This window comes from Acidobacteriota bacterium (assembly GCA_026393755.1).
In the GTDB taxonomy this organism is placed as follows: domain Bacteria; phylum Acidobacteriota; class Vicinamibacteria; order Vicinamibacterales; family JAKQTR01; genus JBAXOX01.
Map to the genome: position 1 here is coordinate 46,426 of JAPKZO010000031.1, position 25,960 is coordinate 72,385.

The following is a 25,960-nucleotide window of genomic DNA, read 5'->3' on the forward strand; positions in this document are numbered from 1 at the left end:
AGGCTTGGAAACAGTGCTATGCGTCCGCTTCCCGAACTGGACCGCGACGAGATTGCCAGGTACAGCCGCCAGCTGATCCTTCCCGAGATTGGTGTCGATGGCCAACGGCGGCTCAAGGCCGGCCGGGTGCTCGTTGTTGGTGCCGGCGGGCTCGGGTCGCCGGTCGCGTTGTATCTGGCGGCTGCGGGAGTCGGGACGCTCGGCCTGGTCGATTTCGACACCGTCGATCTCAGCAACCTGCATCGCCAGATTCTGCATGGCACGCCAGATGTCGGACGGTCAAAACTCGCATCCGCGAGCGACCGGATCGCAGCCATCAATCCGAACGTCGAGGTCCGACGGCACGAAGGCGCGCTCGCCTCCGCCAACGCGCTCGATGTCGTTCGCGACTACGACGTAGTCGTGGACGGCACCGATAACTTCCCGACTCGGTACCTGGTGAACGACGCGTGCGTGCTGCTTGGCAAGCCCAACGCCTATGGCGCGATCTTCAGATTCGAAGGGCAGGCGTCGGTGTTTGCCGCCAAGGATGGCCCCTGCTACCGCTGTTTGTACCCTGAGCCGCCGCCGCCAGGCCTCGTGCCGTCGTGTGCCGAAGCCGGCGTCCTCGGCGTGTTGCCGGGACTCATCGGAACGATTCAGGCCACCGAAGCGATCAAGCTGCTGGTTGGGATAGGCGAACCGCTTGTCGGCCGGCTGCTCGTGTACGACGCACTGCGCCTGCGATTCCAGGAACTTCGGCTGCAGAAGGACCCCGACTGTCCGGTGTGCGGCACGCATCCGACGATTCGCGAACTCGTTGACTACAACGCGTTCTGCGGGATGACGCCGGCCCGCGCCGGCGACGTTGACTTCGACATCAGTCCGGCGGATCTCAAAGCGCGCATGGATCGGGGCGAGGCACTGTTCCTGCTCGATGTGCGGGAGCCCCAGGAGTACCAGGTCGCGAGGCTTCCGGGCGGTGTCCTGATTCCGCCGGGAGAATTGGTGGCGCGGCAGGGCGAGCTCGATTCCGACGCCGAGATCGTCGCGTATTGCCACTACGGCGTTCGGAGCGCGAATGCCACCGCGTATCTGAGGAACGCGGGCTTCTCGCGAGTCCGAAATCTGGCTGGCGGAATCGAAGCCTGGAGTCTCACGATCGATCCCACCGTGCCGCGGTACTGACAGCCTGATGCCGGCGAAATCGCCGGACGGCGCGGGATTCGCCCTCCGTCACTCGGTGTCGTCACTCCAGAGTGCCTGGAGTTCCATGTCGATGTCGGCGAAAGGCCGGGCACGAGGGATGTCGGCACTGGCACCCCCGTCTCGTGAAATCCGGGAGGTCAATCGCCGAGATCACGATTGGGACAGCGGGCGCCAGGCCAGGCCGTCTACTCTGTCGTAGTGTCGATCGAAGGACAGCAGTTCGGCCCCGGTTTCCATCGCCTGTGCTGCGATCCATATGTCATTGGTGGGAATCGGCTTGCCGCGAGCTTTGAGTGCGGCCGCAATGCGGCTGAAGCGGTCGGCCGTCGCCATCGTGACCGGGACCACGGTCACAAACGGGCTTGCGGCGAACTGGTCCAGTTCATCGCGGTTGCGCTCATAGCGATTCCCGCAACGGAAACCGTAGAGCAGTTCCCCCGCAACCACCGTCGAGAGCAGGACGTCATCGCTTCGCCGGATGATGTCGACGACGGCGGGATGGGCCCGCTTGAGCGCTGAATAGGCATCCGTATCGAGCAGGACTCTCATCGCCAGAGGTCCTCGTCGACCCGCTCGAAGGCGGCGGTGGCCTTGCGAAGGCTCCGTTCGTCGGACTCGGACCACGTGCCAATCAGGTGGTCCAGGCCCGATCCGACGGCGGTGGATGATGGCACGCCGGAGTCGAGACCAGCGCCACGCCGCATCAGCTTCAGGGCCGCCCGGTTGAGTGAGACGCGGTCGGCCTGCGCCTCGTTCCGCAGGCGCCGATCGAGCTCCTTGTCGAATCCCCGAACGGTCAGTTGTTTCAGGGCCACGACCGCATCCTCCCGTGTTGACTCACTTATAGCCTCATTATGACTCACGATATGACTCACATGCAAGGGCCGCGGGCCCAGGGCCACCCGAGCCCTTTGGCTGTCGCGTCAGCGGCCCGGCGGCACCTTCGCCTTCAGTTCCTCGAACCAGTTCTGCACCAGAATCATCTGAGTCACGTGGAGAGGCGGGCGCTCTTTGGTCTGTGTGAGGAAGAATCGTCGTCCGTCAGCCGTGACGTCGTAACCGCGCGTGGCGACCTGCATCCAGTACCGCCCCTCGAACAGCTTGTGCGGCGTCCCAGCCTCGAACGATGGCGTCAGCGTGATCGAGACAGCCATCATGCGGGTCGTCATGCGAACGTTCGAACCTGTCGACATCGCGTAGAAGAGTTCGCGAGCGTCTCTCGACCACGCCGGCGCGTAGCCACCCTCGGTTGAGATCTGTTTGCGAAACCCTGGGCCGGGATACGGCTGCACGTACACTTCGTCGCGGCCGGACTCGTCCGACGTGTACGCAAGGTACCGGCTGTCCGGGGAGAACTCCGGGTACCTCTCGCTGGCCCGCGTTTGGAGAATTGGCGTGGGCCGGCGGTCTCCATCCAGCGACAGCGCCATCACGTCGAAAGACGGCGTCGGCCCACCAAGCTCGACAAACGCCAGCGTTCGCCCGTCAGGCGACCATGAGCTCGGCAGTTGAACATTCGTGCTCATGGTTAGTCGTTCGACCGGGCCACTGCGATCAGACGGGATCCAAAACAGGTTGTCCGCGCCGGCCGACGCACCGGCGAATGTAATGCGCTTCCCATCGGGCGTCCAGATCGCTCTCGAGTTCCTGCCCGCAGTAGTCAGCGGGGTCAGCGTGCCTCGGGCGATGTCGTACGTCCACACCCTGCGATCGACGCCCTGGGTCCAGACGACTAGCTGGGACTGGTCCCGCGGTGAGAGTAGCGGCGCCTGGTACGGACGAAGGGGGCCGGGCAGGACCCGCAGCGCCGCGCCTGCCCGATCGACCGAGATGATCGTGCGCTCAGCGTCTGGAAAGATGCCGCCCGGCAGGTATACGAGCGACCCGGAGCTGGATAGACTGAACTGGCCGGCGCCCGTCTCAACCGAAGTGTTGGGCATATTGGCGGCCTGCATCACATCATCCAGCATCGTGAGCGAATTGCCGGTCACTTCCTTCTTTGTCAGATCGAACGGCACAGCGACAAGCGTCCCGGAGCGCACGAAAACCAGGTGGCCGCTCGAGGCGTACCTGGCGTCGGCACCTTGGCCGAGTTCCCGGCGTTCGCCGCTGGTGAGGGATACGATCCAGAGCCGGGCGTCTCTCCAATCCGGGAGGCCATGACGCACTGTGGTAAAGACTACGGCCTGGCCGTCCGGGAGAAACTGCGGGAGCCGATGGCTGTATTCACCCGTCTTCGCGTCGAGCGTCGTCAGCGGCTGCGGGGTGCCGCCTCCGGATGGGATCAGCCACAGCCCGCCCCTCGTGCGAGCATAGACAATCGTGTCGTTCGAGCCCCAACTGGCACCGTAGATTGCAGCAGTGTCACAGATTGTCGTCGCCGCGCCGCCGCTGAGAGGAGCCTTCCTCAGAGCGCCCTTGGCCCAGAAACCGACCCACTTCCCGTCGGGCGAAAAGAAAGGACTGTCTGCGCCTTCCGTTCCGGCCATCGGCACAACCTCGAGCTCGTCGAGGGCGCGGAGGAATAACTGCTGCTTGTCGCCGCGAATCGCGCTGAATACCAGCGACTGCCCGTCCGGCGACAGGGCCATCGCCGTGCGACTGGGACGCCCCTCGCCATCTCCTTCCATCGAATTGCTCGCCCGAAGCTGATCCGCCGGTGCGACGCTGATCAGCGACCGCGTGACTCCTGCCGATGCCGGCTGCGATCCCCGACCAAAGTACGCGACACTGGCGAGGGCGACGAGCGCCAGCGCGACGACGGTGACACCGATTGTCCACACGATTCGCTCGCGGCGCCGAGAAGGTGCCGCCGTCGCCGCAATCGACTGCGGTTCCGCCGCTCGACCGATCGCATCGTCGATCTCCAGCCGCGCGTCGGCGATGTCGTGCAGACGCTGCCTGGGATCTTTCGTCAGGCAGCGCATAAGGAGCCGCCGCACGATCGGCGGCGTCGTCGCCGGCAGCGCATTCCAGTCGGGCTCTGTCCCCACCACAGCCGCCAGGACGTCGGTCACATCGTCGCCGACGAACGGCCGTGTGCCGGCGAGCATCTCGAAGAGCACGACGCCAAACGCCCAGACGTCGGCGCGCCTGTCGACGGTCTTCCCTCTGGCCTGCTCGGGCGCCATGTACGCAGCCGTGCCGAGAATGAGGCCCATTCGCATGGCGCGAGCCGTCACCGTCGGCGAGTTCATCGGGTCGGCATTCGAATCGCCGGGCGGCCCGAACATCTTCGCGAGTCCGAAATCCAACACCTTCACGGTGCCGTCGTCACGGACCTTGATGTTCGCGGGCTTCAGATCGCGGTGGATGATGCCCGCCTCGTGTGCGGCCGCGACCGCGTCGGCGATCTGCGCGCCGATCGCGAGCGCTTCTTCGACGCGCAGGGGCGGCTTCCCGGCTGCCCTGAGCGCAGTCGAAGCGCTACTCCGTTTCTCGAGGCGCTTCGCCAGCGTCTCGCCCTCGAGATGTTCCATCACGAGGTAGTCGATGGCCGCGCCTTGCGGTGTGCCTGCGTGCCCGCCTTCCTCCCCCACTCCCGCCTGGTTCGTCGGCACGTCTCGACCCACGTCGTAAAGTGTGCAGATGTGCGGATGATTGAGCGCCGCGAGCGCCCGCGCCTCGCGCTCGAAGCGTGCCAGTCGATCGGGATCGGCGGCCACCGCGTCGGGCAGCACCTTGATGGCGACGTCGCGCTGGAGCTTGGTGTCGCGGGCCTTGTAGACCACCCCCATCCCGCCTTCGCCGAGCTTCTCGATGATGCGGTAGTGCGCGATCATCGCGCCGACCAGGGCCTGAGACTGTTGCGTGAGGCTGTCATCCGACGCCTCACGCGGATTCTCGATCAGGCGCGCCGCCACCTCCAGGGCCGGCGTGCTCAGGAACGGCTTCGCCTCCTCCTCGTGCGCGAGCAGCGACTCGACCTCGCGCCGCAGCGCCTGGTCATCGCCGCAGGCATCGTCGAGGAAGGCGGCGCGCTCGCCCGGCTCACGCGCGACCGCCGCGTGATAGATCGCCTCGACGCGCTGAAACCGATCAGGCTTCATCCGGACGCGCTCCCTTCAACTCGCGCAAGAGCCACACTTTCGCCAGCTTCCAATCGCGCATCACCGTATCCACCGAGACATGCAGCGCTTCGGCCGTTTCCTCAACGCTCAAGCCCCCGAAGAAGCGCATCTCCACCACCTGGCTCTTCCGCGCATCGACTGCAGCCAGCGTCTGCAGCGCGTCGTCGAGCGCCACCAACTCCTCGCCCTGCGTCGGGGACACGATCAACGCCTCATCAAGCGATACCCGCTGCGCGCCTCCACCCCGTTTCTTGTAATGACGTGACCGGGCGAAATCCACCAGAATCCGTCGCATCAACCGTGCTGCCATCGCGAAAAAGTGGGCGCGGTTCTGCCACTGCATCCGCTTCACGTCCACCAGTCGCAGATAGGCCTCGTTGACCAGCGCGGTGGCCTGGAGCGTGTGCCCCGCGCGCTCGCGCCCCATCTGCCGGCGCGCCAGCCGGCGCAGTTCGTCATGGACCAGCGGAATCAACTGCTCCAGCGCACTTTCGTCGCCCTGGCCCCAGGCCAGGAGCAACGCGGTCACCTGCTGCGGAGGCGGAGTCATCGGTTTGATCCGCCCTACCATACGCCGATTTTCATTCGCGTGCGAGTTCCTGGACCTGGTTCCCGCCATTGGAGGTGGGACCGAAACGGAGTGGTCCAGGGAGGTCGCTATGGCGAGGACGAGCGCATGCGGAACGTGGGGAGCGGTCGTGATGGCAACCGTCGCGTTGGCGGGATTTGCACGGCCAGTCTCGGCGGCGGGTCCAGCCCCTTCCCCCGTCGTTACGGTCTGGATCCAGAACGAAGCGCCCGCGGCACCCGGCATCCTGTCTGTCGCCAAGTCTGAGGTCACCAGGATGTACCGTCACGCTGGTGTGAAGATTGTCTGGGCCGCAGCAACCTCGACCGCCCACCTGTTCATCGTCATTCGAGGAGACAAGATGGCGGAACGCATGAACGTGTCGGCTGGTGCGATGGGCCACGCGGTCGTGCTGGCTGCCACCGGAACAGGCCGCAGGGCGTACATCTTCTTGGAGAACGTCGAGCGCCGAAGCGACGTGACGGGGGTCGTCACGGGTTGCGTTCTTGGCCACGTCATCGCCCACGAGATCGGCCACCTGCTTGGTCTTGCGCATTCCTCGAGCGGGATCATGCGCGAGGTCTGGGACCGGGATGATTTTGCACTGGCGCGCCGCGGTCTCCTGCTGTTCACGTCAGCGGAGCGCGAGATGTTCCGCGGCCCGCTCTTCGCGATGGGCCCGCAGTAACGCCAATTCGCCCTGGCCTGCCCGCTTCCAGTGAACGAGCCGGGTGGTCCCGTTCCCAATCCCATTCCCATCTAGGCCTTGACTGGTCGGACATCGGGGTCTAATATAGGACTGTCGAGGTCGTATTTGGGCCATTTGCCATGTTGAGACTCTCAAAGAAGGCGGATTACGCCCTGATTGCCATCACGCACCTGACGCTCAAGCCAGGGTCGTCGAGCGCCAGGGAGATCGCGGAACAGTTCGATATTCCTATCGAATTACTCGCGAAGGTCCTGCAGCGGTTGACCAGTCGAGGCCTGCTGACATCCCAGCAGGGCACCCGGGGAGGCTACCAACTGGCCAGGGCGGCCACGGGTATCTCGATCGCCGACGTGATCCAGGCCATAGACGGACCGGTGGCCGTCACGGCCTGTTCAGCCCACGCCGATCGGTGCGGCCAGTTCGCCAAGTGCAACGTGCGGGACCCGCTGTGGAAGATCCGGGAGATCATCGTCTCGGCGTTGAGGGCGACGACGGTGTCGGAACTGGCGAGGGACGTGGCTGTCCCGGAGGCCGTGTCGTCGCCGGCTCCGTTGTTGATTCATGCCAGTCGGTCGTAAGGTGGGCGAGCGTATGCTGAAGTTCCCGATCTACTTTGACAATCATGCGACCACGCCGGTCGATCGGCGCGTCCTCGACGCGATGCTGCCGTATTTCAGCGAACACTTCGGCAACGCCGCCAGCCGCAATCACAAGTACGGATGGGAGGCCGAAGAGGCCGTCGAAATAGCCCGCAAGCAGATTGCCGGCTTGATAGGCGCCAGCGCCAAAGAAATCGTGTTCACCAGCGGCGCGACCGAGTCGGACAACCTCGCCATCCGCGGTGCGGCCTACATGTACCGCGAGAAAGGCGATCACATCATCACGGCGGTCACCGAGCACAAGGCGGTCATCGACACCTGCAAGCGCCTCGAGAAAGACGGCTTCAGCGTGACGTACCTGCCGGTCCGGAAGGACGGCCTGGTCGACCTCGATCGGCTGCGCGAGGCGATTACCGGCAAGACCACGCTCATTTCAATTATGGCCGCCAACAACGAGATTGGCGTGCTGCAGCCGATCGATGAGATTGGCGCGATTGCGAAAGAGCGCGGCGTGCTGTTTCACACCGACGCCGTGCAGGCGGTCGGTAAGGTGCCCTTCGACGTGAATGCGGCCAACGTCCATATGGCCTCAATCAGCGCGCACAAGATATACGGGCCGAAGGGCGTGGGCGCGCTTTACGTGCGGCGGCGAAACCCGCGCGTGCTGCTGACGCCCATCATCGAGGGCGGCGGCCACGAGCGCGGCATGCGGTCAGGGACGTTGAACGTGCCCGGCATCGTTGGTTTCGGTATGGCGGCGGAACTCTGCCGGCTCGAGATGCCGACCGAGTCGGCGCACACGAGAGCGCTTCGCGACCGGCTCAACCGGAAGCTGCACGAGAACCTCGACCAGTTGTACATCAACGGCTCGATGGAGCACCGGCTGCCGGGCAGCCTGAACATCAGCTTCGCCTACGTCGAGGGCGAATCGCTGCTGATGGGGATCAACGACGTGGCGGTGTCGTCCGGCTCGGCTTGCACGTCGGCGAGTCTTGAGCCCTCCTACGTGCTCAAGGCGCTCGGCACGGGCGACGAACTGGCGCACTCGTCCATCCGATTCGGGATCGGCCGGTTCAATACCGAAGAAGAAGTCGATTACGTCGCCGACAAGCTCGTGGGCGTCGTGCGCAAGCTCCGCGAGATGTCGCCGTTGTACGAGATGGCCAGAGAAGGCGTCGACCTGTCGAAGATGCAGTGGCAGGCGCATTAGGAGCGGACAGGGAGAGGATGATGTCGTATTCAGATAAGGTCGTGGATCACTTCAATCATCCGCGCAACGTGGGTTCGTTGCCGAAAGACGATCCCAGCGTGGGCACGGGGCTGGTTGGCGCGCCAGAGTGCGGCGACGTCATGAAGCTGCAGGTGCGCGTGAACCCGGCGACCGGTGTGATTGACGAAGCGAAATTCAAGACGTTCGGCTGCGGATCGGCCATTGCCAGCTCCAGCCTGGCCACCGAGTGGCTCAAGGGCAAGACAGTGGACGAGGCGATGGCGATCAAGAACACGGACATCGTTGCCGAGCTGGCGCTGCCGCCCGTCAAGGTGCACTGTTCGGTGCTGGCGGAAGACGCCATCAAGGCGGCCATCGCCGATTTCAAGCAGAAACAGCAAGAGGTGGGGCAGTAGGCATGGCAACTGAACTCGCGATTCAGATCACCGAGGCGGCGGCGCGGCACATCGAGAAACTGATGGCCAAACAGGAGATCACCGAGGGTGGCCTGCGCGTGGGCATCAAGGGGGGCGGCTGCTCCGGGCTGAGCTACACGTTCAGCTGGGACAAGCAGGCCCGCACGGGTGACGAGGTCTTCGAAGGGCCCGGAACGGCGAAGATCTTCGTGGACAGGAAGAGCCTCATCTACCTCGCCGGCACGACGCTCGACTACGATTCGGCGCTGATGGGCAAGGGGCTGCACTTCATCAATCCGAATGCGAAGAGCAGCTGCGGGTGCGGCAGCTCCTTCACGGTGTAGCCTCGCATGGAGCCAGACACATCGGCGGTGACAATCCAGCCCTGCAAGAACTGTGGCACGCAGGCGCCAGTCGACGTGCACTTCTGCCCGCGCTGCGACAGGATCCTCACGCTCGGCCGGCACGGCGACTACTTCACCTTCTTTGGCCTGCCGCGACGGCTGCGCGTGGACGAGGCCGATCTTGATCAACGCTTTCGCGCGCTCAGCCGGCAGTTTCATCCGGACTACTTCTACAACGCGAGTTCGACCGAGCGGCTGGCGAGCCTGGAACGATCGTCGTACCTGAATGACGGGTTCCGCACGCTGCGCGAGCCGGTCGATCGGATCGAGTACCTCCTGAAACTGGAAGGCTTCGAGCCGAAGGGGGCGCACGAGGCCACCGCGCAGGTGCCGCCTGAGCTGCTCGAGGAAGTCTTCGAGCTCAACGAGCAGCTCGAGGCGATTCAACAGATGCGCGCCGACGGGGCATCCGAGGCGGAAGTGGCCGCGGCGCTCGAAGCGGCGCGGAGGCCGATCCAGGCCAGCCTCGACGATCACGAACGCCAGTTGAACCTCCTGATGGCACAGCACGACGCAGAGTGGGAGCGCGGCGACGCCGCCGGCCGCCGCCAGACGCTCGAGGCGCTGCGGGCGCAGCTCATGCAGCGCACGTATCTGACCAATCTTCTCGCAACGGTCCGGCGGGAACTGGGCGGCGACCAGGCAGCGCGACTATGAGCAACGTGGTCGGTATCGATCTGGGCACGACCAACAGCCTCGTCGCGATCGTGCGCGATGGCGCTCCGGCTGTGCTGGCTGACGAGTCCGGCGACACGCTGCTGCCCTCAATCGTCTCGGCCGGCGACCGCGATGCCGTGTACGTGGGCCGCGAGGCGCAGCGACGGCTCCTGACCGACCCGGCGCGCACGGTCTACTCGGTGAAGCGCTTCATGGGCCGCGGCATCGAAGACGTATCCGGCGAGTCGCGCTGGTTTCCCTTCACGGTCAGCGGCCAGCCAGGTGGCGTCGTTCACATCCAGCTGGGTGATCGCGACCTGACGCCACCCGAGATCTCCGGCTTCATTCTGCGGGAGCTCAAGCGGCGCGCCGAAGCCGCGTTTACTCGCGACGGCGATGTCGATCCCGAAGTGGACCGCGCCGTCATCACGGTGCCCGCCTACTTCAACGATGCCCAGCGGACGGCCACCCGCGACGCGGGACGGCTCGCGGGCCTCGATGTTCTGCGCATCATCAACGAGCCGACAGCGGCCTGCCTGGCCTACGGCCTGGACAAACGCCACCAGGGCGTGATCGCCGTCTACGACCTGGGCGGAGGCACCTTCGACATCTCGATTCTCAAGGTCGAGGATGGCGTGTTCCAGGTGCTCTCGACCAACGGCGATACGCATCTTGGCGGCGACGACATCGACCGACTGCTGGTCGAACAGATCGCGGCCGAACTCGGCCTGGACCCGGCGACTTCGCGCCACGCCGTTCAGGCGATTCGCAAGGCGGTCATCCAGGCGAAGTGGGACCTGTCGGACTTCGATCAGGCCGACATCGTCATCGATCGGATCCCGGGGCGCGCTGGTGCCTACCGTCGCCACATCACACGCGCGGAGTTCGAGACGCTCATCGCGCCGACGGTCGACAAGACCATGGGGCCATGCCGTCGCGCGCTGGAAGACGCCGGGCTCAAGCCCGAACAGATCGACGAGGTCGTCCTGGTCGGAGGCTCGACGCGCATTCCGCTGGTCGGTCGCGAGGTCGAGCGGCTGTTCGGCAAGGCCCCGCACTCGGACCTGAATCCCGACGAGGTGGTAGCGCTCGGCGCCGCCGTGCAGGCCGACATTCTCGTGAGTGGCAGGCGCGAGATGCTGCTGCTCGACGTCACGCCGCTGTCGCTCGGCATCGAGACGATGGGCGGCATCGTGTCGAAGCTGATTCTGCGCAATTCGACCATTCCGGCCAGCGGCAGCGAGATGTTCACGACGTTTGTCGACAGTCAGACCGCCGTCGATATCCACATCCTGCAGGGCGAGCGCGAGATGGCCGCCGACAACCGCTCGCTCGGCCGCTTCAAGCTCAGAGGCATCCCGCCGATGCCCGCGGGCCTGCCGCGCGTCCAGGTCAGGTTCCAGATCGACGCCAACGGCATCCTGAGCGTGCATGCGCGCGAGTTGCGCACCAATGTCGAGCAGGCGATCGAAGTGAAGCCGTCGTACGGGCTGACCGACGAGGAGGTCGAGCAGATGCTGATCGACTCGTTCGAGCATGCGCAGGAAGATGTGGAGGCGCGGATGCTGATCGAGGTCCGCAACGACGCCGAGACGGTCATGCAGGCCACCGAGAAGACGCTGCGGCACCCGGAGTTCGATCAGATCGCGGCCGCCCAGTTGTCCCCCGCCGAGGTCGCGTCGATTCGCGCAGCGCTTGCCGATCTGGCGTCGGTCATGTCCACATCCGATCGCCTGTTGCTTCAAGCGAAGGCGCACGCCCTGAATGAGGGCACCCGCCACCTCGCCGAGGTGATGATGAACCGGACCGTCCAGGCGGCGCTGGCGGGCCGCACGGCCGAAGAGGTGGCCGTCAACGGCCGCTGACTGCGAGCTTCTGTTATGCCGAAAGTCACGTTCATCGTCGATGGCGAGACCCGGATGCTCGACGTGGATTTGGCGTCGCTGACGTACTCGGACCACGGGCTGCCCGGGTCGCTGCTGGATATCGCCAGGAGCTTCGATGTGCCGCTCGAGCACGCGTGCGGCGGCAACTGCGCGTGTACGACCTGCCACGTGATCGTTCGCGAGGGCGCTGACAACCTGAGCGAGATGCAGGATGACGAACTCGACCGGCTCGACACCGCCTGGGATGTGACGCCGCTTTCGCGCCTGGGGTGCCAGGCCGTCGTCAAGGGCGACGTCATCTGCGAGATCCCGATGTACACACGCAACTACGTGCAGGAGGGCGGCGCCATCCGCCTCGGAAAGCCCGGGGCGCCGAAGGAGCGGGAGGCAGGCACGTGAAGTGGACCGACTCTGAAGAGATCGGCATCGCGCTTTGCGAGAAGTGGCCCGACGTGGATCCGCTCACGCTGCGATTCGTGGATCTGCGTCAGCGCGTGATCGAACTGGACGGGTTCGTCGACGATCCCCACGCCTCGAACGAACCCAAACTGGAGGCCATCCAGATTGCGTGGTACGAGGAGTGGAAGGACAGGGAGGTCTAGCAGAAAGACCGCCCCCTCCGTCCGAACCGGCGTTACACTCGTCCTACCTGGTATGCGACGCATCATCGCGGCCTTGCTCATGCTTCTGACCGGCCTCCAGCCGGCGATGCTCAGCGCACAGCAACAACCGGGCGCAACGGGTGCGCAAACGCCGCCATCCGTCGCCAGGACCCCGGCCGCCTCCGCACCGCAATCTGTCTCGACTGACGTGCGGGACATCGAGGCGCTGGGACTGTCGTTCGATCGCATCAAGCGGCTGCTAGCTGATCGCGCGCCCTCCGAGAACAAATCGCCGCTCAAGCTGAACTACTACGTCGAGGTCGTGGCGCTGGCTCCCAGGATCCAGTTGTTCACTCGCGAGGACGTCGCCCCGAGAGGCGTGATTCCCTGGGGCGCGCCGACCCACGCCGATATCGTGAACCTGCTCACGCCTGTGGAGTTCCGCTCGCCGACGGTGCCCGTCGGCTCGCTGGTCATTATGGGCATCATGAAGCTGGCCCAGTGGGACGCCCAGCGGATGAAGCGGTACAAGGCGGAGCAGGAACGTCAGAGACTCAACGAAGAGGAACGCAAGCGCCAGAAGGCCCTTGAAGAGTCGGGCCTCATCGTCGCGAAACCCCCCAAGTAGCTGCAGCCGCTCATGGTACACTTCTACGCATGCGCATCCACGTCGCCCACAGTCCCGATTCCGATGATGCCTTCATGTTCTTCGCGCTGGCCAGAGGCCACGTGGACACGAAGGGTTTTGAGTTCGTGCACGTGCTGTCTGACATCGAGACGCTGAACCGGGCGGCGTTCGAAGGGAAGTACGAAGTCACCGCCATCTCGATTCACGCGTACGCGCATCTGCACGACCGGTACATCCTGCTGCCGCACGGGGCGAGCATGGGATCGAACTACGGCCCGGTCGTCGTGGCGAAGACCGGCGCTCCGGATTCGCTCGACGGCGTGCGCGTGGCGGTTCCCGGCATGCTCACCACGGCCTATCTGGCGCTCAAGCTCTACCGGCCGGATGTCGAGACGGTCGTGATGCCATTCGACCAGATTCAGGAAGCCGTCGCGCGCGGCGACGTGTCTGCCGGCCTGCTCATCCACGAAGGCCAGCTCACCTACGCGGACGAAGGACTGAAGAAGATCGTGGATCTCGGCGAGTGGTGGGCGACCGAGACCGGAGGCCTGCCGCTGCCCCTCGGGGGCAACGTGATCCGCCGCGATCTCGGGCCCGACACGATCAAGCGGGTCAGCGCGCTCCTGCTCGAGAGCATCAGCTACGGTCTGGCTCACCGCACCGAAGCGCTCGACTACGCGATGCAGTTTGGCCGCGGTCTCGACCGGGCCAAGGCGGATCGATTCGTCGGGATGTACGTCAACGACCTGACGCTCGGCTATGGCGACGATGGCCGCAGGGCGGTGCGGCTGCTCCTCGATCGCGCCCACCAGGCCGGCATCATCCCGCACGCGGTCGCGGTCGAATTCGCGTAGAACCGACTTCAAGACCCGTTCTGTCGTCGCCAGTGCGTGAACGATGAGGCAGGTCTTGCACCCTTTCCAGGAAACTACTGCGTCGAGAACACCCGTTCGAGTTCCACCACCAGCCCCGGCAGCGTGGCTGACATCAACTGCCCGCCCCGCTGTCCCGACGCCGCAAGTTCATACGCCCCATCCCGAAGCGCAAAGATCTCGACGGTTTCGTTGCCCGGATCGACGATCCAGTACTCGGCCACGCCGTAGCGCGCGTACACGCCGTACTTCTTGATGCGATCCCACTTCGACGTGGAAGGCGAGAGGATCTCGATCACCAGGTCTGGCGCAGAACGAATCGGCTTGTGCACATCCAGGAGGCGAAACGTCGATTCGGTCAAGAACGTGACATCCGGCTGAAGGACGGTATCTTCCCGGAAGATGATGTCGAGCGGGGCGGGGAGTACAAAACCGCCGTGAGTCTTGCGATAAACCTGCAGGATGTCCAGGAGGTTGGCCAGGACAATTTGGTGGAAGAAGGTCGGCGCTGGAACCACACGCACCTCGCCGTCGTACAACTCGTACTGCTTGCCGTCATCGGGCCAGCGCTCCAAGTCGGCGTATGTGACGTGCGAATGTGCCGCTTCCACGCTCGCCATTCTACCATCGTCTACTTCAAGACCAGGGCCATGTGGCGGACCCAGGAGGGCCTCAGAAACCACAGGAAATGCGAGGAAATCTGGAAACACGGCGGAGGGCGAAAAACGGCGTTGCAGAATGTGCAACGACCAGCTGGAATCTGGATCGCAGAAAGTGTCAGCAGGCGCCGCTACGGCATCAGCGTGAACTGCGCCCCGTCCCTTCTGATGGAGATCGAGGTCTTCGGCCACCGGCTTGGCCGTCGAGACAGGCGAAACCCGGCATGGGGGGCATCGAGGAGTGCAGAGAATGGCAGCCGAGGCTACCGCGCCATCAGGGAGGGATGCAACGCCCGCGCAAAGGCCGTCGCCGTCAGGACGACTCGCGGCCCGGGCAGCACCAGCTCTTCGCCGAACAACAACTCGACCCGGCCGTTTCGCACGGCCGGCACCGCGGACAGGATGCTCCACGCCGCGCGTTCCTGATCGACCAGGGTCCGCGATGGCGCTTCGGTGTAGTGCAGCTCCAGGATCACGTCCGGCGCGCGGGCCAGAATCGTCTCGGTCGACACCAGCAGGGACTCGCGATTCACGTCGCCGAAGATGTTGGTTCCGCCGGCCAGATCCAGCAGATCGTGCAGAAACCCGCGGCCGCCGCTGACGTTGAGGGCACGCAACGACCGCGGTTCACGGCCGATCACAAGGAGCGCCTTTGGCCGCGCTTCGCTCTTCACGCGCGTCCGAATCCCGTCGAGATCGCGTTCGATGCCGGCCGCGACGCGCTCGGCCTTCGCCGCCAGGCCCACCCGGCGCCCCAGTTCACGCAGCGTTGCGGTGATGTCTCCGAGCGACCCGTGGCGGTACGTGAACGTCAGCACGTTGGCTCGCGCGAGCTTGGCGGTGAGGTCGTTCTGGCTGCCGTAGTTGATGACCAGATCAGGCCGCAACGAGAGAATCTTTTCGATGTCGGGATCGACCAGCGCACCCACTCGCGGCAGCCGATCGACGTCCGCCGGGAAGTGATCGAAACTGCTTACGGCAACGATCCTCGGACCCGCACCGATCGCGAACAGCATCTCCGTCACCGACGGCACGAGCGACACGATGCGCTGCGGAACGCGCTGAGTCTCGACGGGGAGGGTCGCGAGCAGCATCGCGAGGGCGCAGGCCGTGGCGGCCATTCTCATCTTTGCCTCACCAGGAGCCACAGGAAGAACGGTCCTCCGATGATGGCCGTAATGATGCCGACCGGCAATTCGACCGGCGCCATCACCAGCCGCGCCAGCACGTCGCACGCGATCAGGAACGCCGCGCCGAGCAGGGCGGCGGCCGGCAGGACGATCCGGTGATCGGCGCCAACCAGCAGGCGGACCAGGTGCGGCACGATGATGCCGATGAATCCAATCGGCCCGCCAAGCGACACCGCGGCCCCGGTGACGAGCGAGGCGCTGAAGAAGGCGACCTGCTGCGTGCGCACCACATTGACGCCGCGGGAGGCGGCCGCATCAGTGCCCAGGCTCAGCAGATTCATCGCCCTCGGCAGCCACGCGAATGCGACGAAGGCCACCAGCGTCAGCGGAAGCGCCGCGAGGATCGGGCCGTAGCCGGCGACGCCGAGGTCTCCCATCAGCCAGCGCAGCGTCTGGACGGTCTCGGCCGGGTCGGCGATGTACTGGACGAACAGGATGAGCGCCGAGAAGAAAGAGTTCAGCGTCACGCCCGCGAGCAGCAGCACATTGGTAGAGAAGCCGCTGTGGCGAGCCCGCGCCAGCGCATACACGATGCCGACGGCACCGAGCGATCCGGCGAAGCTCGCGCCGGTAACCGCCGACACGCCCCAGAGCATCAACTGCAGCTTGAGCGAGATGGCCAGCACGGCCCCAAGGGCCGCGCCAGCCGATACGCCGAGCGTGAACGGGGTGGCGAGCGGGTTGCGAAGCAGCGCCTGGAACACGACACCGGCCGCTGCAAGAGACGCCCCCACAAGCGCCGCGGCCAGCACACGCGGCAGCCTGGCGATAAAGAAGATCTGCGCATCGACGTTGTCGGCCCACGGCAAGGTGGTGTCGAACGCGCGGGAAAGATTGATCCGCGTCGTCCCGATGAGCGGTGCGCCGGCCGCCGCGGCCAGCGCCACCGATCCCAGCAGCAGGGTCCACCCGATGAGCCGGCGTCGCACGTCAGGCATCGTGGATCTTCCCGATTGGCACCACGGCAACTCGTCTCGCACGCTCGTCGAACCACACGTTCGCCTCGACATCGTAAAGTGCCCGAATCGCCGCTTCGCTCAGCGTCTCCGCCGTCGGCCCGGCCGCCAGCACCTTTCCGTTTCTCAGCAAGATCAGCGACAGACACAGCCCTGCGGCGAAATTCAGGTCGTGCGTCGCGACCACGACCGTGAGACCTCGTTCACGATTCAGTCGCGCCACCAGCGCCGAGATCTCCAGCTGGTACCCGAGATCGAGCGACGCCGTGGGCTCGTCGAGCAGGAGAATGTCGGCTTGCTGCGCCAGGGCGCTGGCGATCACGACCCGCTGCTTCTCGCCGCCGGAGAGAGTCGCGAAGGATCGATGTTCGAGATCCACTGTCCCTGTCGCCGCCAGCGCGTCACGCGCAATGCTCAGGTCGCGCGGACCCTCCAGTTCGAACGGGCCCAGGTGTGGATAGCGTCCCATCAGCGCCACTTCGCCGACGGTGTAGTCGAAGGCCAGATGCGTTTCCTGGGGCACGACGGCAATCCGGCGGGCGAGCGCCCGCCTGGTGAGCGCGCCAATGTCGGTGCCATCAAGGGTGACACGTCCCTCGGTGGGACCGAGCATCCCGGCCAGCACACGCAGCAGTGTCGTCTTGCCGGAGCCGTTGGGACCGAGCAGGCCAACCACAGCGCCGCGCTCGACAGCCATCGAGACGCGCCGGACCCCTGGCAACACGTCATTCGTGCCGGCGCCAGCGCCGGTCGGCCCGTGGATCCCGTGGACGTAGGTGACGTTATCGGCGCGGAGCAAAGCGCACTCCGACGGTGAAGGAGCGGCGAGGTGCGGGATAGCCCAGCACGGCTTCGTACTGGCGATCCAGGAGATTGTCGACACGCGCGATGATGCTGATGCCGCGCCGGATGGCGAGCGAGATGCCCGTGTCGGCGACGGCAAACCCCGCCGCGTTGAACAGCCCGCCATAGAGCGCGCCCCAGGACGGCTCCACGTCAAGCATGCGGCTCCGCCCGCCGACTCGCGCGTACGCCGTCACAGGTCCCCGGGCCCATACGATGTTGAGACTGGCCTGGTGACGGGGCCGGCGCACGAGCGGATCGCCGACGCTGAAGGGCGGAGGCGCCACCAGCGGCGACCGGTCGACGGCCAGAATGGCCGTGTCGAGCCAGGTGTAACCGGCGCGGATCTCGAGCCCTCCGCGTGTGCGCAGCGCCGCCGAGGCCTCGATGCCGTGCGCCCGGGCGTTGGAGATGTTGTCGGTCCTGAAGCGACTGAAATCCTTGATGGGGCCGCCCACCGCGACGATCAGATCCTCGTAGCGATTGACGAAGGCGGTCGCATCGACGACCAGCAAGCCGCCCAGCAGCGACTGTTCGAGACCGGCGTCCACGCTGCGATTGCGTTCCGGCTTAAGTCCCGGGTTGTCCGTGAACGCGATCTCCAGTGCGTCTGGCGGCCTGATGCCGGTTCCCGCCGTCGCATGAACCCGCGTCCAGTTGCCCCCGCTCTCGCCGGACGTCCGCACGAAGTAGCCGGCGGCAATCCGCGGATTGACGGAGACGACCCGATCCTCTGCCATTGCCGGTCGAGGCGAGTAGGCGAGCGGATCGGGCTCGAGCGATCTTCTGACGATGTCTTCGACACGCACGCCCGTCGTCACCACCAGGCGAGACGATGACCGGAATCGGCCTTCTGCAAAGACGCCGGCAACTTGCCGCCGCACAGGCACCATCCCGCCGGCGGGGCCGACGATGTACGTGCTGTCACCGCGCTCGCCGGTCAGATCAACGCCGGCCGACGTGGCAACTTGGGGGGAGAACGCATGATCCACCTGCGCATGCGCGGTGAGCCGGCGCGTCCGGGCCGACGAGTCGCCCCATGCGCTGGTGAAGGCGGAGCGCCGGTCCGCATACGCGGTCTGGATCCTGAGCGTGCTCCGAGATCCCCATGCGTGCGTGAACGCGACCGTGCCGAGGCCATCATTGTTGCGGCCCCGGGAAATCCGATCGATGCCCGCGAACGCGCCAATCGGGTTCGAGCCGAACGGACCGGGATAGCCGCGGTCGTCGGTGCCGAATCGGGCGTCAACGCGCAGCGTCGAGCGATTCGACAGCGTCCAGCCTGTTGCCAACGCCACTGCAGAGGCCGCATCGTTGTCGTTGGTGACGCGATCAGTCGTGCCGGGCGCCACATCCGTCCAGCCGTCGCTCGAAGAGCGATCGACGTGCGCGCCCCAGCTGAACAATCCGACCGAGCCTGTGCTGCCCAGCGTCAGCCGATTCGTGCCGTACCCGCCGGTTTCGAGTGCGCCGGAGACCGAAGGCCGGCCGCCAATCTTCGAGCGAAGCTGAATGACGCCGCCGATCGCATCCGCCCCGAAGACCGCGCTCTGTGGACCGCGCACCACTTCCAGCTGGTCGAGCCCGGCCGTCTCGAGGTGGCCGAAATCAAACCCGCCTCCCATGCTGTTGAGGCGGACGCCGTCGAGCAGAACCAGCGTGTAGTCCGAGTCGCCGCCCCGCGGGAAGAGCGACGTCAGGCTGCCTGCGCCGCCCGTGGGGGCGACCGAGAAGCCTGGAACCATCTGAAGAGCCTGCGCCACAGTCGTGATCTGGCGTGACGAGAGGTCGGCGCTGGTGAGCGTGGTAACGCTTCCCGGGGCCTCGGAGAGCAAGGTGTCGACGTAGCCCGCCGAGATCACCACCGTTTCGGTGACGCCCGACAGGTGCAGCGTGATCGGAATGTCCCGCGGCGTCTGGTCCCCAACGGCCACGCTCACCGGATCGGCGCGGAAGCCGTCGACTGGCACCAGAATGTCGTACACGCCAGGAGCCACGTCTTCGAACGCAAACACGCCTTCGGCATCAGCGTCCGTCTGACGAACGTGTCCGGCAGCTGAGCGGATGAGGACGCTGACGCGAGCGGCTGGATAGCCTTGCGGGTCCAGCACGTGGCCCTTGACGACTTGCGGCCGCGCGGGACCGGCGATTGCAGACGTCGGCCACACGCACAGCGCCGCAATAAGGATCAGGGAAGAAAGCGAACGGATCATCTCACCTCCTGTCGGTGTGACCTCGCACCGAACGGTTCTGCCAGCGATCCCGATGGGCGGGAAATGGCAGAGGAGTTACGTCAGAGGTCGATTCGCCAGGTTTCCTGACTTGCGGATCGTCGCGCTCGCATCACGTCTTCCCGCGCCCGTCTGGCGCCGTGACGGGCAGTCTGATGTCAGACTGCCGCTGATGCGCGCGCTCCCCGCTTACAGTGGCGGGACCGTGTGGGTTTTACACCCAACTTCCCTGGTCGCTCGACCGGAGCACGATTTGTCAGACCGAAGTATAGCATGACAAGATCTGACAGCATGTTCGGGGAAGAGAGAGTCACGCGCGCGGGGCTTGCCGACATCAGAGACAAGCTGGATGCCGGACAGGCGCTCAGCCTGCAGGACGGCGTACGCCTGTTCGAGTGCGGGGATCTGTTTGCGCTGGGCTGGCTCGCCAATCGCGAGCGCGAGAAGCGGCACGGCAACACCACGTTCTACAACCACAACATCAAGCTCGAAGCCACCAATGTCTGCGTGGCCAACTGCCTGTTCTGCTCGTTTGCGCGGCTGATGCCGGGTGACAAGGACGCGTATACGCTCTCGCTCGAGCAGGTGTGGGAGACGCTGCGCCGGCACGCGGGGGAGTCGATCACTGAAGTGCACGTGGTCAACGGCCTGCACCCGGATCTGCCGTTCAGCTACTACCTCGACCTGTTGCGCGGGCTGAAGCGCATCCGGCCCGATGTGCACTTGAAGTGCTTTACGGCGGTGGAGATTGCCTTTTTCGCGGACCTCTTTTCGATGACCGACGAGCGCGTTCTTCGCGAACTCGCGGCGGCGGGTCTCGATTCGCTGCCGGGCGGCGGAGCCGAGGTGTTCGCCGATCGCGTGAGGAAGAAGATCTGTGCCGACAAGTGCGACGCCGATCGGTTCCTCGCCATTCACCGGCTCGCTCACCAGCTGGGCATGCGATCCAACATCACGATGCTCTACGGGCACATCGAGACGATCGAGGAACGCGTGGATCACATGCTGCGCATTCGAGCGCTGCAGGCCGAGACCGGCGGGCTTCAGGCGTTCATTCCGCTCGCGTTCCATCCCGACAACAACCAGATGCACAAGTTGCCGGCGCCATCGGCCTCAGACACGCTGCGCGTGCACGCGGTCGGGCGGCTGATGCTCGACAACGTGGCGCACATCAAGGCGTTCTGGGTCGCCACCGGCGTCGAGGTCGCGCAGACCGCGCTCTGGTTTGGCGTGGACGACATGGATGGCACAGTGCAGGAAGAGAAGATCTACAAGATGGCCGGCGCCACCACGCCGGATGGCATGACGCCGGAGCAGATCCAAGCGGTGATCCGCGCCGCCGGCCGCGATCCGGTCGAACGGGACACGCTCTACAACGTCATTGATTCTGCCTAGCGGCCCGCTCCAAGCTTCACCACGGGCTACCAGGGGTCAAAACAGCTTCACGTCAATCAGTTGACCCTTCTCGACGATGTCAATCTGGGGAGGAATCTCGATGTAGCCATCGGCCTGCGACATGCTGGTGATGTCGCCCGAGGCCTTGAACGCGGGCATGGCCTGCCCGTCGACGATTCTCACCGTGTAGAACTGGTGCCGTCCGGTCGTGGATACGATGCGCTGGCCGACCGGCAACTGGATCGCGCGCGGCGTCCACGCCGGCAGGTGCGCCATCGTGCGAATCGGTGCCACGAGCAGCATGTAGGCATTCGAGAGGCAGGAGGTGGGATAGCCGGGCATGCCGAACACCGGCGTTCCTTCTATTACGCCGAACAGCGTGGGCTTGCCCGGTTTGACCGCGATGCCGTGGAACACGACTTCGCCCATCTGCCCGACCACGTCGAGGATGAGATCGCGCTCGCCGACCGAGCTTCCGCCGGAAAAGAGCACGACGTCCTCGGCGAGACTCAATTCCAGCGCGCGGGTCAGATCGGCAATCGAATCGGATGCGGTCGGCTGCGGCACCGGCAGCGCTCCGTGCTGGCGAAGCACGGCGGCCAGTGTGTACCGGTTGATGTCGTAGATGTGTCCCGGCGTGAGTGGCGTTCCGAGATCGACCACCTCGTCGCCCGTGGAGAGGATCGCCACGCGGGGTTGGGCATAGACGTCGACGTGGAGGATCCCGAGCGCGGCGAGGGCGCCGATCCGGCTGGGATTCAAGACGTCGCCCGCGTTGAGCACGGTCTGGCCAGACATGATGTCGGCCCCTTGCCGCGTCACGTTCTGACCGGGATAGACCGGGCCGAAAATCCTCACCGTGCCGTCGGCGTCCTTCTCGGTGTCTTCCACCATCACGACCGCGTCGGCACCTGCGGGCACGGGGGCTCCGGTGGCGATTTCCGTGCATTCACCGGTCCCAATCGCGAACCTCGGCACCTGGCCGGTGAAGACCGTTTCGATCCAGCGCAACACACGGGCGCTGTGCGTGCCGGCCCCGAATGTGTCCGCGGCCAGCACGGCATACCCATCCATCGCGGCCCGCGCAAACGGCGGCACATCAGTCGCGGCCTGGATCGGTGTCGAAATGACCCGACCATCGGCGAGATCGAGTCGCACCCGCTCGGTCCGCGAGAGAGGCGTGATCGCCTTTGCGATCAGCGCACGCGCGTCATCAAGCGAGATCGTCTTGCGGATCGGGCGCATCCGGTTGCTGCTCATCGCGAGACCTCGCGCACAAGGTGCCCAAGCTCGGGCAGAATCAGTTTCGTCATCGCCAGCCGCGCGGCCGCCTCCGAGCCGGGGAGTGAGAGAATGATCTTGCCTTTCGCAAGACCGCCGACCGCCCGACTCATCATTGCGGACGATCCGATCTCCTGGTAGCTCAACATGCGGAAGAGTTCCCCGAATCCGTCGAGGCGCTTGTCGAGCAGGCTGACGATCGTCTCGTAGGTTGTGTCCCGGGCGGTGATGCCGGTACCGCCTGTGGTGATGATCACTTGCACGTCCGGCGTATTCAACTGCCCAGTGAGGGCGGCGAGGACCTCCTCGGGCTCGTCGCGGACGATCTTCCGGCCCGTCACCTGGTGCCCTGCGGCGAACAGCAGACCGGAAATGACTCGTCCGCTCGTGTCGGTGGCCTCGGTGCGCGTATCGCTGATCGTGAGGATGAAACAGTTGGCGACCGACGGCGAGAGCACCTTGTGTTCGATGTGTCCCATGGGCCGATTATACCGGGGCGGGGTGGCCAGGTGGGCGAGTGGTGTACCATTCGGCATCTGTTCCGGGAGACGCCATGAAACGCTTTGCCTTTCTCACCGCGCTGTTCATCTCCATCAGCCTTCTGGCACTCTCCGCCGGCCCGTTCGAGCCGGCGAAAGCCGATCCGGCCGGGCAGGCCAAGGCCGACACAGTCAAGCAGGCGAAACTCGACGCCCGGGCGGCCGAGAAGCGGCAGAAGGAGGCCGAACTCTGGGTCCAGCGCACGCTGAAGAAGATGACACTCGATGAGAAAGTCGGGCAGCTGATCGAATCTTCGATCAACGCCACCTACTTGAGCGCCGACTCCGAGGAGTACGAGCGGCTGCTGCACCTGGTGCGCGACCTGAAGATCGGTGCGTTCCACGTGTTCGGTGGCGGCGAGGCGATGCCGCAAGTGATGCTGAACCCGGTGTGGGGCGGCGGCAACGCCTCGCGCAAGGGCGACCCGTACGCGGCGGCAGTGCTGCTGAACGCCCTGCAATCTGAATCGGCGATTCCGTTGCTGACGACGGCCGATTTCGAAGGTGGGGCCGCGTACATTCTGAATGGCGCCACGCGTCTGCCGCGGGCGATGGCGATCGGCGCGACGCGCGATCCGCAACTCGCCTTCAAGGCCGGCGAAGTGTCGGCGATCGAAGCGCGAGCGGTGGGGGTCAACGTAGATTTCTACCCGGTCGTAGACGTCAACAACAATCCGCGTAATCCCATCATCAACATCCGCTCGTTCGGGGAGGATCCGGCGCTGGTCTCGGAGATGGCGCTGGCGTACATCCGCGGCATCCAATCGGCCGGCGTGTTCGCCACAGTGAAGCACTTTCCGGGCCACGGAGACACCAACGTCGACACGCATCTTGGCCTGGCAGTGATCTCGCACCCACGCGAGCGGCTCGACAAGGTGGAGCTGGTGCCCTTCAAGGCCGCCATCGACGCGGGCGTGGACGCCGTGATGTCGACGCACATCATCCTGCCCGCACTCGACCCGGCGCCCGGCATACCCGCGACGCTGAGCCGGCCCATTCTGACCGGCCTGCTGCGCAACGAGCTCAAGTTCAACGGCCTCATCTTCACCGATTCGATGTCCATGAGTGCCATCTCGAAGGGATGGACGCCAGACGAAGCGGCCGCGATGGCCGTGAAGGCCGGCGTGGACGTCGTGCTGCATTCGCCAGACGACGACCTGGCGTTCAAGGGCATCAAGAAGGCGGTGCAGGCCGGTGAAATCAGCGCCGCGCAACTGGACGCTTCGGTGGAGCGAATCCTGCGTGCCAAGGCCAGGCTCGGGCTGCATGTGAATCGTCTGATCGACGTCGCGGCGATTTCAGGGAAGTTCGGCGGGCGCGAGCATGCGAAGGTGGCTCAGGAGATCAACGAGCGGGCGCTCACGCTCATCAAGGACGATCGCCATCTCGTGCCGATCAAGGCCGGGCGCGAGGCGAACGTGTTGTATCTGTCGGTGCTCGACTACGCGAGCGGGTGGCGCGAGAGCGTGCCGAGCCGCGCGATCATCCCGGAGTTGAAGCAGCGGTGGCCCAACCTGACGTCCATTGAGATCACGGACAGGACCACCGCGTCTGAGTACGAGCTCGTGCGCGCGCTGGCGCGGCGGGCCGACGTCGTCATTGCCGGTGTCTTCGTGCGCATTGCGTCGTCGAGTGGCCGCATGGATCTGGGCGCGCCAGAAGTGGCGCTGCTCGACGCGATTGCCGCCCAGAACAAGCCGTTCGTCACGGTGCTGTTCGGCAATCCCTACACGGCGCTGGCCCTGCCCAAACTGCCGGCCGTGCTGGTGAGCTACGAGTTCTCTGATTTCACGGAGCGTGCGGCAGCGCGAGGACTCGCGGGCGACATTCCGATTGGCGGCAAGCTGCCCATCTCGCTTCCGGGCCTCTTCCCGATGGGACACGGGCTGACGCGGCCGGGGAAGTAGGCTATAATTAATGATTCCGGCGTGCGCGCGAGCGCGTGTTGGATCCCTCAGTGCGCGCCCTTAGCTCAGTTGGATAGAGCGTCTGGCTACGAACCAGAAGGTCGCAAGTTCGAGTCTTGCAGGGCGCACCAGCCTTCGCTCACTTCCTGCCGCACCGAGCTACGGCTGGTAAACCATCCAAGCGCGCCGAAGTTCATCAGTTCGGGATCTCGATGAACGAAGGCGGGCAGGGCGCACCAGCCTTCGCTCACTTCCTGCCGCACCGAGCTACGGCTTGGCAAGCCATCCGCCTGAGATTTCCTTTGGTACAGAACTCCGGGGTGGCCAGGTCAGAAAACCTGATCCACCCCGGCACAGCTTTCGCTGATCGCTTAGGCGATTAGGCGTTTTCCTTCTTGTGGCAGTCCATGCACTTCGAGGTCGGGACCTTCTTGCCGGTCGCTTTCGCGTGGCAGTCGATGCAGGTGCCCTTCTTTGCCATCGCGTCGTGGAACGCGAGCTTCGTCGTGGTCTTCATCGGCGCCGTGGCTTCCTTAGTGTGGCAGTTCTGGCACTTCTCCTGCTTGCCCTTCATCGCCTTTTCGGGCTTCGATGCATGATGGCAGGTGTCGCACTTATCGCCCACGACCTTCTGATGCGCGGCATGGTCGAACTTGACGCCACCCATCGGGTTGCCCTTCAGGATGACCGTGGTCGGCGGTGTCTGCGCGTTGGCCACCGCCGGGCCGACAATCAGCGCGAGGGCCATGACGGCCACCGCAAGGTACACAAACTTCTTCATGCTGTCTCCTCGACTCGTCTGTCTGCCATCGCCCGGTCAACCGACCAGGGCGAGCGTGCGGCAGACGCGACCACGGCGCTCTCTGAGACGCCGCGGCCACAGATTGTATGAAAGGACCTGGGGGCATTGCCTCGCCATGGCAGAGCCTCTCCCGGCTGGCTCCACGCCACCGGCGGCTGTGATTCTACCACTAGCGTGAGTCTCCCGACAATATGACGTGCGCCTGTCTCAGCCGTTTCGGAACCGAGGTGTTGCCGGGGCCGCAGCGGGCGATCGGCACAGACGACTGGCGCGTGCGGCGGCGGCGACGTCGCGAGCAGAGACACGTCGACCTGCGGGGCGGAGGGGATCGGGACGAAGCGGGTCGAG

The 25,960-nt window shown here is 65.2% G+C and carries 26 protein-coding genes, 1 tRNA gene and 1 riboswitch; of the genes, 15 read left to right on the top strand and 12 right to left on the bottom strand.

Annotated features, from left to right (window positions below; translation table 11 throughout):
* The first annotated feature begins 18 nt into the window (after positions 1-18).
* Positions 19-1,167 (top strand): molybdopterin-synthase adenylyltransferase MoeB, encoded by a 1,149-nt coding sequence (gene moeB / locus NTV05_13560; protein ID MCX6545422.1) that lies wholly within the window; start codon positions 19-21, stop codon positions 1,165-1,167.
* A 171-nt stretch (positions 1,168-1,338) separates the two neighbouring features.
* On the opposite strand, the gene NTV05_13565 is transcribed toward moeB, so the two are convergent.
* The 4 genes from NTV05_13565 to NTV05_13580 form a co-directional block, all read right to left on the bottom strand.
* On the bottom strand, positions 1,339-1,737 hold the full coding sequence (locus tag NTV05_13565; GenBank protein MCX6545423.1) for a type II toxin-antitoxin system VapC family toxin: 399 nt from the start codon (positions 1,735-1,737) through the stop codon (positions 1,339-1,341).
* Positions 1,734-2,003, bottom strand: a complete 270-nt coding sequence (locus tag NTV05_13570; protein MCX6545424.1) for a hypothetical protein — start codon at positions 2,001-2,003, stop codon at positions 1,734-1,736. The genes NTV05_13565 and NTV05_13570 overlap by 4 nt, the downstream gene beginning before the upstream one ends.
* A gap of 108 nt (positions 2,004-2,111) precedes the next feature.
* Entirely contained in the window at positions 2,112-5,237 is a 3,126-nt protein-coding gene (locus NTV05_13575) for a protein kinase (GenBank protein MCX6545425.1), read from the bottom strand.
* The gene (locus NTV05_13580; GenBank protein ID MCX6545426.1) at positions 5,227-5,808 is read right to left on the bottom strand and encodes a sigma-70 family RNA polymerase sigma factor; all 582 of its coding nucleotides are present in this window, start codon (positions 5,806-5,808) and stop codon (positions 5,227-5,229) included. The genes NTV05_13575 and NTV05_13580 overlap by 11 nt, the downstream gene beginning before the upstream one ends.
* A 109-nt stretch (positions 5,809-5,917) precedes the next feature.
* Between NTV05_13580 and NTV05_13585 the strand changes: the two genes are divergently transcribed.
* The 11 genes from NTV05_13585 to NTV05_13635 all read left to right on the top strand — a co-directional run bounded on the left by NTV05_13585 (position 5,918) and on the right by NTV05_13635 (position 13,791).
* Entirely contained in the window at positions 5,918-6,514 is a 597-nt protein-coding gene (locus tag NTV05_13585; protein ID MCX6545427.1) for a matrixin family metalloprotease, read from the top strand.
* 140 nt (positions 6,515-6,654) lie between these two features.
* Positions 6,655-7,113, top strand: coding sequence for an Rrf2 family transcriptional regulator (locus tag NTV05_13590; protein MCX6545428.1), 459 nt, complete (start codon positions 6,655-6,657; stop codon positions 7,111-7,113).
* Positions 7,114-7,129: 16 nt separating this feature from the next.
* Complete coding sequence (locus NTV05_13595; protein MCX6545429.1) at positions 7,130-8,344, top strand: IscS subfamily cysteine desulfurase; 1,215 nt, start codon at positions 7,130-7,132, stop codon at positions 8,342-8,344.
* 20 nt (positions 8,345-8,364) lie between these two features.
* Positions 8,365-8,760 (top strand): Fe-S cluster assembly scaffold IscU, encoded by a 396-nt coding sequence (gene iscU, locus NTV05_13600; GenBank protein MCX6545430.1) that lies wholly within the window; start codon positions 8,365-8,367, stop codon positions 8,758-8,760.
* A gap of 2 nt (positions 8,761-8,762) precedes the next feature.
* A complete protein-coding gene (locus NTV05_13605) occupies positions 8,763-9,104 on the top strand; it encodes an iron-sulfur cluster assembly accessory protein (GenBank protein ID MCX6545431.1) in 342 nt (113 codons plus the stop codon).
* A gap of 6 nt (positions 9,105-9,110) precedes the next feature.
* On the top strand, positions 9,111-9,821 hold the full coding sequence (gene hscB / locus NTV05_13610) for a Fe-S protein assembly co-chaperone HscB (GenBank protein MCX6545432.1): 711 nt from the start codon (positions 9,111-9,113) through the stop codon (positions 9,819-9,821).
* A complete protein-coding gene (gene hscA / locus NTV05_13615; protein ID MCX6545433.1) occupies positions 9,818-11,686 on the top strand; it encodes a Fe-S protein assembly chaperone HscA in 1,869 nt (622 codons plus the stop codon). Before hscB ends, hscA begins: the two co-directional genes overlap by 4 nt.
* A 15-nt stretch (positions 11,687-11,701) precedes the next feature.
* Positions 11,702-12,106, top strand: coding sequence for a 2Fe-2S iron-sulfur cluster-binding protein (locus NTV05_13620; protein MCX6545434.1), 405 nt, complete (start codon positions 11,702-11,704; stop codon positions 12,104-12,106).
* On the top strand, positions 12,103-12,309 hold the full coding sequence (iscX, locus tag NTV05_13625; protein ID MCX6545435.1) for a Fe-S cluster assembly protein IscX: 207 nt from the start codon (positions 12,103-12,105) through the stop codon (positions 12,307-12,309). The genes NTV05_13620 and iscX overlap by 4 nt, the downstream gene beginning before the upstream one ends.
* A 52-nt stretch (positions 12,310-12,361) precedes the next feature.
* Entirely contained in the window at positions 12,362-12,937 is a 576-nt protein-coding gene (locus NTV05_13630) for a hypothetical protein (protein MCX6545436.1), read from the top strand.
* A gap of 29 nt (positions 12,938-12,966) precedes the next feature.
* Complete coding sequence (locus tag NTV05_13635) at positions 12,967-13,791, top strand: ABC transporter substrate-binding protein (protein MCX6545437.1); 825 nt, start codon at positions 12,967-12,969, stop codon at positions 13,789-13,791.
* 74 nt (positions 13,792-13,865) lie between these two features.
* Here NTV05_13635 and NTV05_13640 read toward each other — a convergent pair whose 3' ends face one another.
* The 5 genes from NTV05_13640 to NTV05_13660 all read right to left on the bottom strand — a co-directional run bounded on the left by NTV05_13640 (position 13,866) and on the right by NTV05_13660 (position 19,670).
* Complete coding sequence (locus NTV05_13640) at positions 13,866-14,429, bottom strand: Uma2 family endonuclease (GenBank protein ID MCX6545438.1); 564 nt, start codon at positions 14,427-14,429, stop codon at positions 13,866-13,868.
* Positions 14,430-14,731: 302 nt separating this feature from the next.
* On the bottom strand, positions 14,732-15,595 hold the full coding sequence (locus tag NTV05_13645) for a helical backbone metal receptor (protein MCX6545439.1): 864 nt from the start codon (positions 15,593-15,595) through the stop codon (positions 14,732-14,734).
* Complete coding sequence (locus NTV05_13650) at positions 15,592-16,596, bottom strand: iron ABC transporter permease (GenBank protein ID MCX6545440.1); 1,005 nt, start codon at positions 16,594-16,596, stop codon at positions 15,592-15,594. The genes NTV05_13645 and NTV05_13650 overlap by 4 nt, the downstream gene beginning before the upstream one ends.
* Positions 16,589-17,413: an ABC transporter ATP-binding protein gene (locus tag NTV05_13655; protein MCX6545441.1), complete on the bottom strand. Its 825-nt coding sequence runs from the start codon at positions 17,411-17,413 to the stop codon at positions 16,589-16,591. Before NTV05_13655 ends, NTV05_13650 begins: the two co-directional genes overlap by 8 nt.
* Positions 17,397-19,670: a TonB-dependent receptor gene (locus NTV05_13660; GenBank protein ID MCX6545442.1), complete on the bottom strand. Its 2,274-nt coding sequence runs from the start codon at positions 19,668-19,670 to the stop codon at positions 17,397-17,399. Before NTV05_13660 ends, NTV05_13655 begins: the two co-directional genes overlap by 17 nt.
* Positions 19,671-19,745: 75 nt before the next feature.
* Positions 19,746-19,957, bottom strand: a riboswitch (cobalamin riboswitch).
* Positions 19,958-19,961: 4 nt separating this feature from the next.
* Between NTV05_13660 and mqnE the strand changes: the two genes are divergently transcribed.
* Positions 19,962-21,083 (top strand): aminofutalosine synthase MqnE, encoded by a 1,122-nt coding sequence (mqnE, locus tag NTV05_13665; GenBank protein ID MCX6545443.1) that lies wholly within the window; start codon positions 19,962-19,964, stop codon positions 21,081-21,083.
* 36 nt (positions 21,084-21,119) lie between these two features.
* Here mqnE and NTV05_13670 read toward each other — a convergent pair whose 3' ends face one another.
* Both NTV05_13670 and NTV05_13675 read right to left on the bottom strand, forming a co-directional pair.
* On the bottom strand, positions 21,120-22,343 hold the full coding sequence (locus NTV05_13670) for a molybdopterin-binding protein (GenBank protein MCX6545444.1): 1,224 nt from the start codon (positions 22,341-22,343) through the stop codon (positions 21,120-21,122).
* Complete coding sequence (locus tag NTV05_13675) at positions 22,340-22,843, bottom strand: molybdopterin-binding protein (protein MCX6545445.1); 504 nt, start codon at positions 22,841-22,843, stop codon at positions 22,340-22,342. Before NTV05_13675 ends, NTV05_13670 begins: the two co-directional genes overlap by 4 nt.
* A 74-nt stretch (positions 22,844-22,917) precedes the next feature.
* Here NTV05_13675 and NTV05_13680 point away from each other — a divergent pair, with 74 nt between their 5' ends.
* Both NTV05_13680 and NTV05_13685 read left to right on the top strand, forming a co-directional pair.
* Positions 22,918-24,810: a glycoside hydrolase family 3 C-terminal domain-containing protein gene (locus NTV05_13680; protein ID MCX6545446.1), complete on the top strand. Its 1,893-nt coding sequence runs from the start codon at positions 22,918-22,920 to the stop codon at positions 24,808-24,810.
* 54 nt (positions 24,811-24,864) lie between these two features.
* A tRNA-Arg gene (locus tag NTV05_13685) sits at positions 24,865-24,941 on the top strand.
* A gap of 248 nt (positions 24,942-25,189) precedes the next feature.
* On the opposite strand, the gene NTV05_13690 is transcribed toward NTV05_13685, so the two are convergent.
* Positions 25,190-25,591, bottom strand: coding sequence for a cytochrome c3 family protein (locus NTV05_13690; protein ID MCX6545447.1), 402 nt, complete (start codon positions 25,589-25,591; stop codon positions 25,190-25,192).
* Positions 25,592-25,960: the final 369 nt, after the last annotated feature.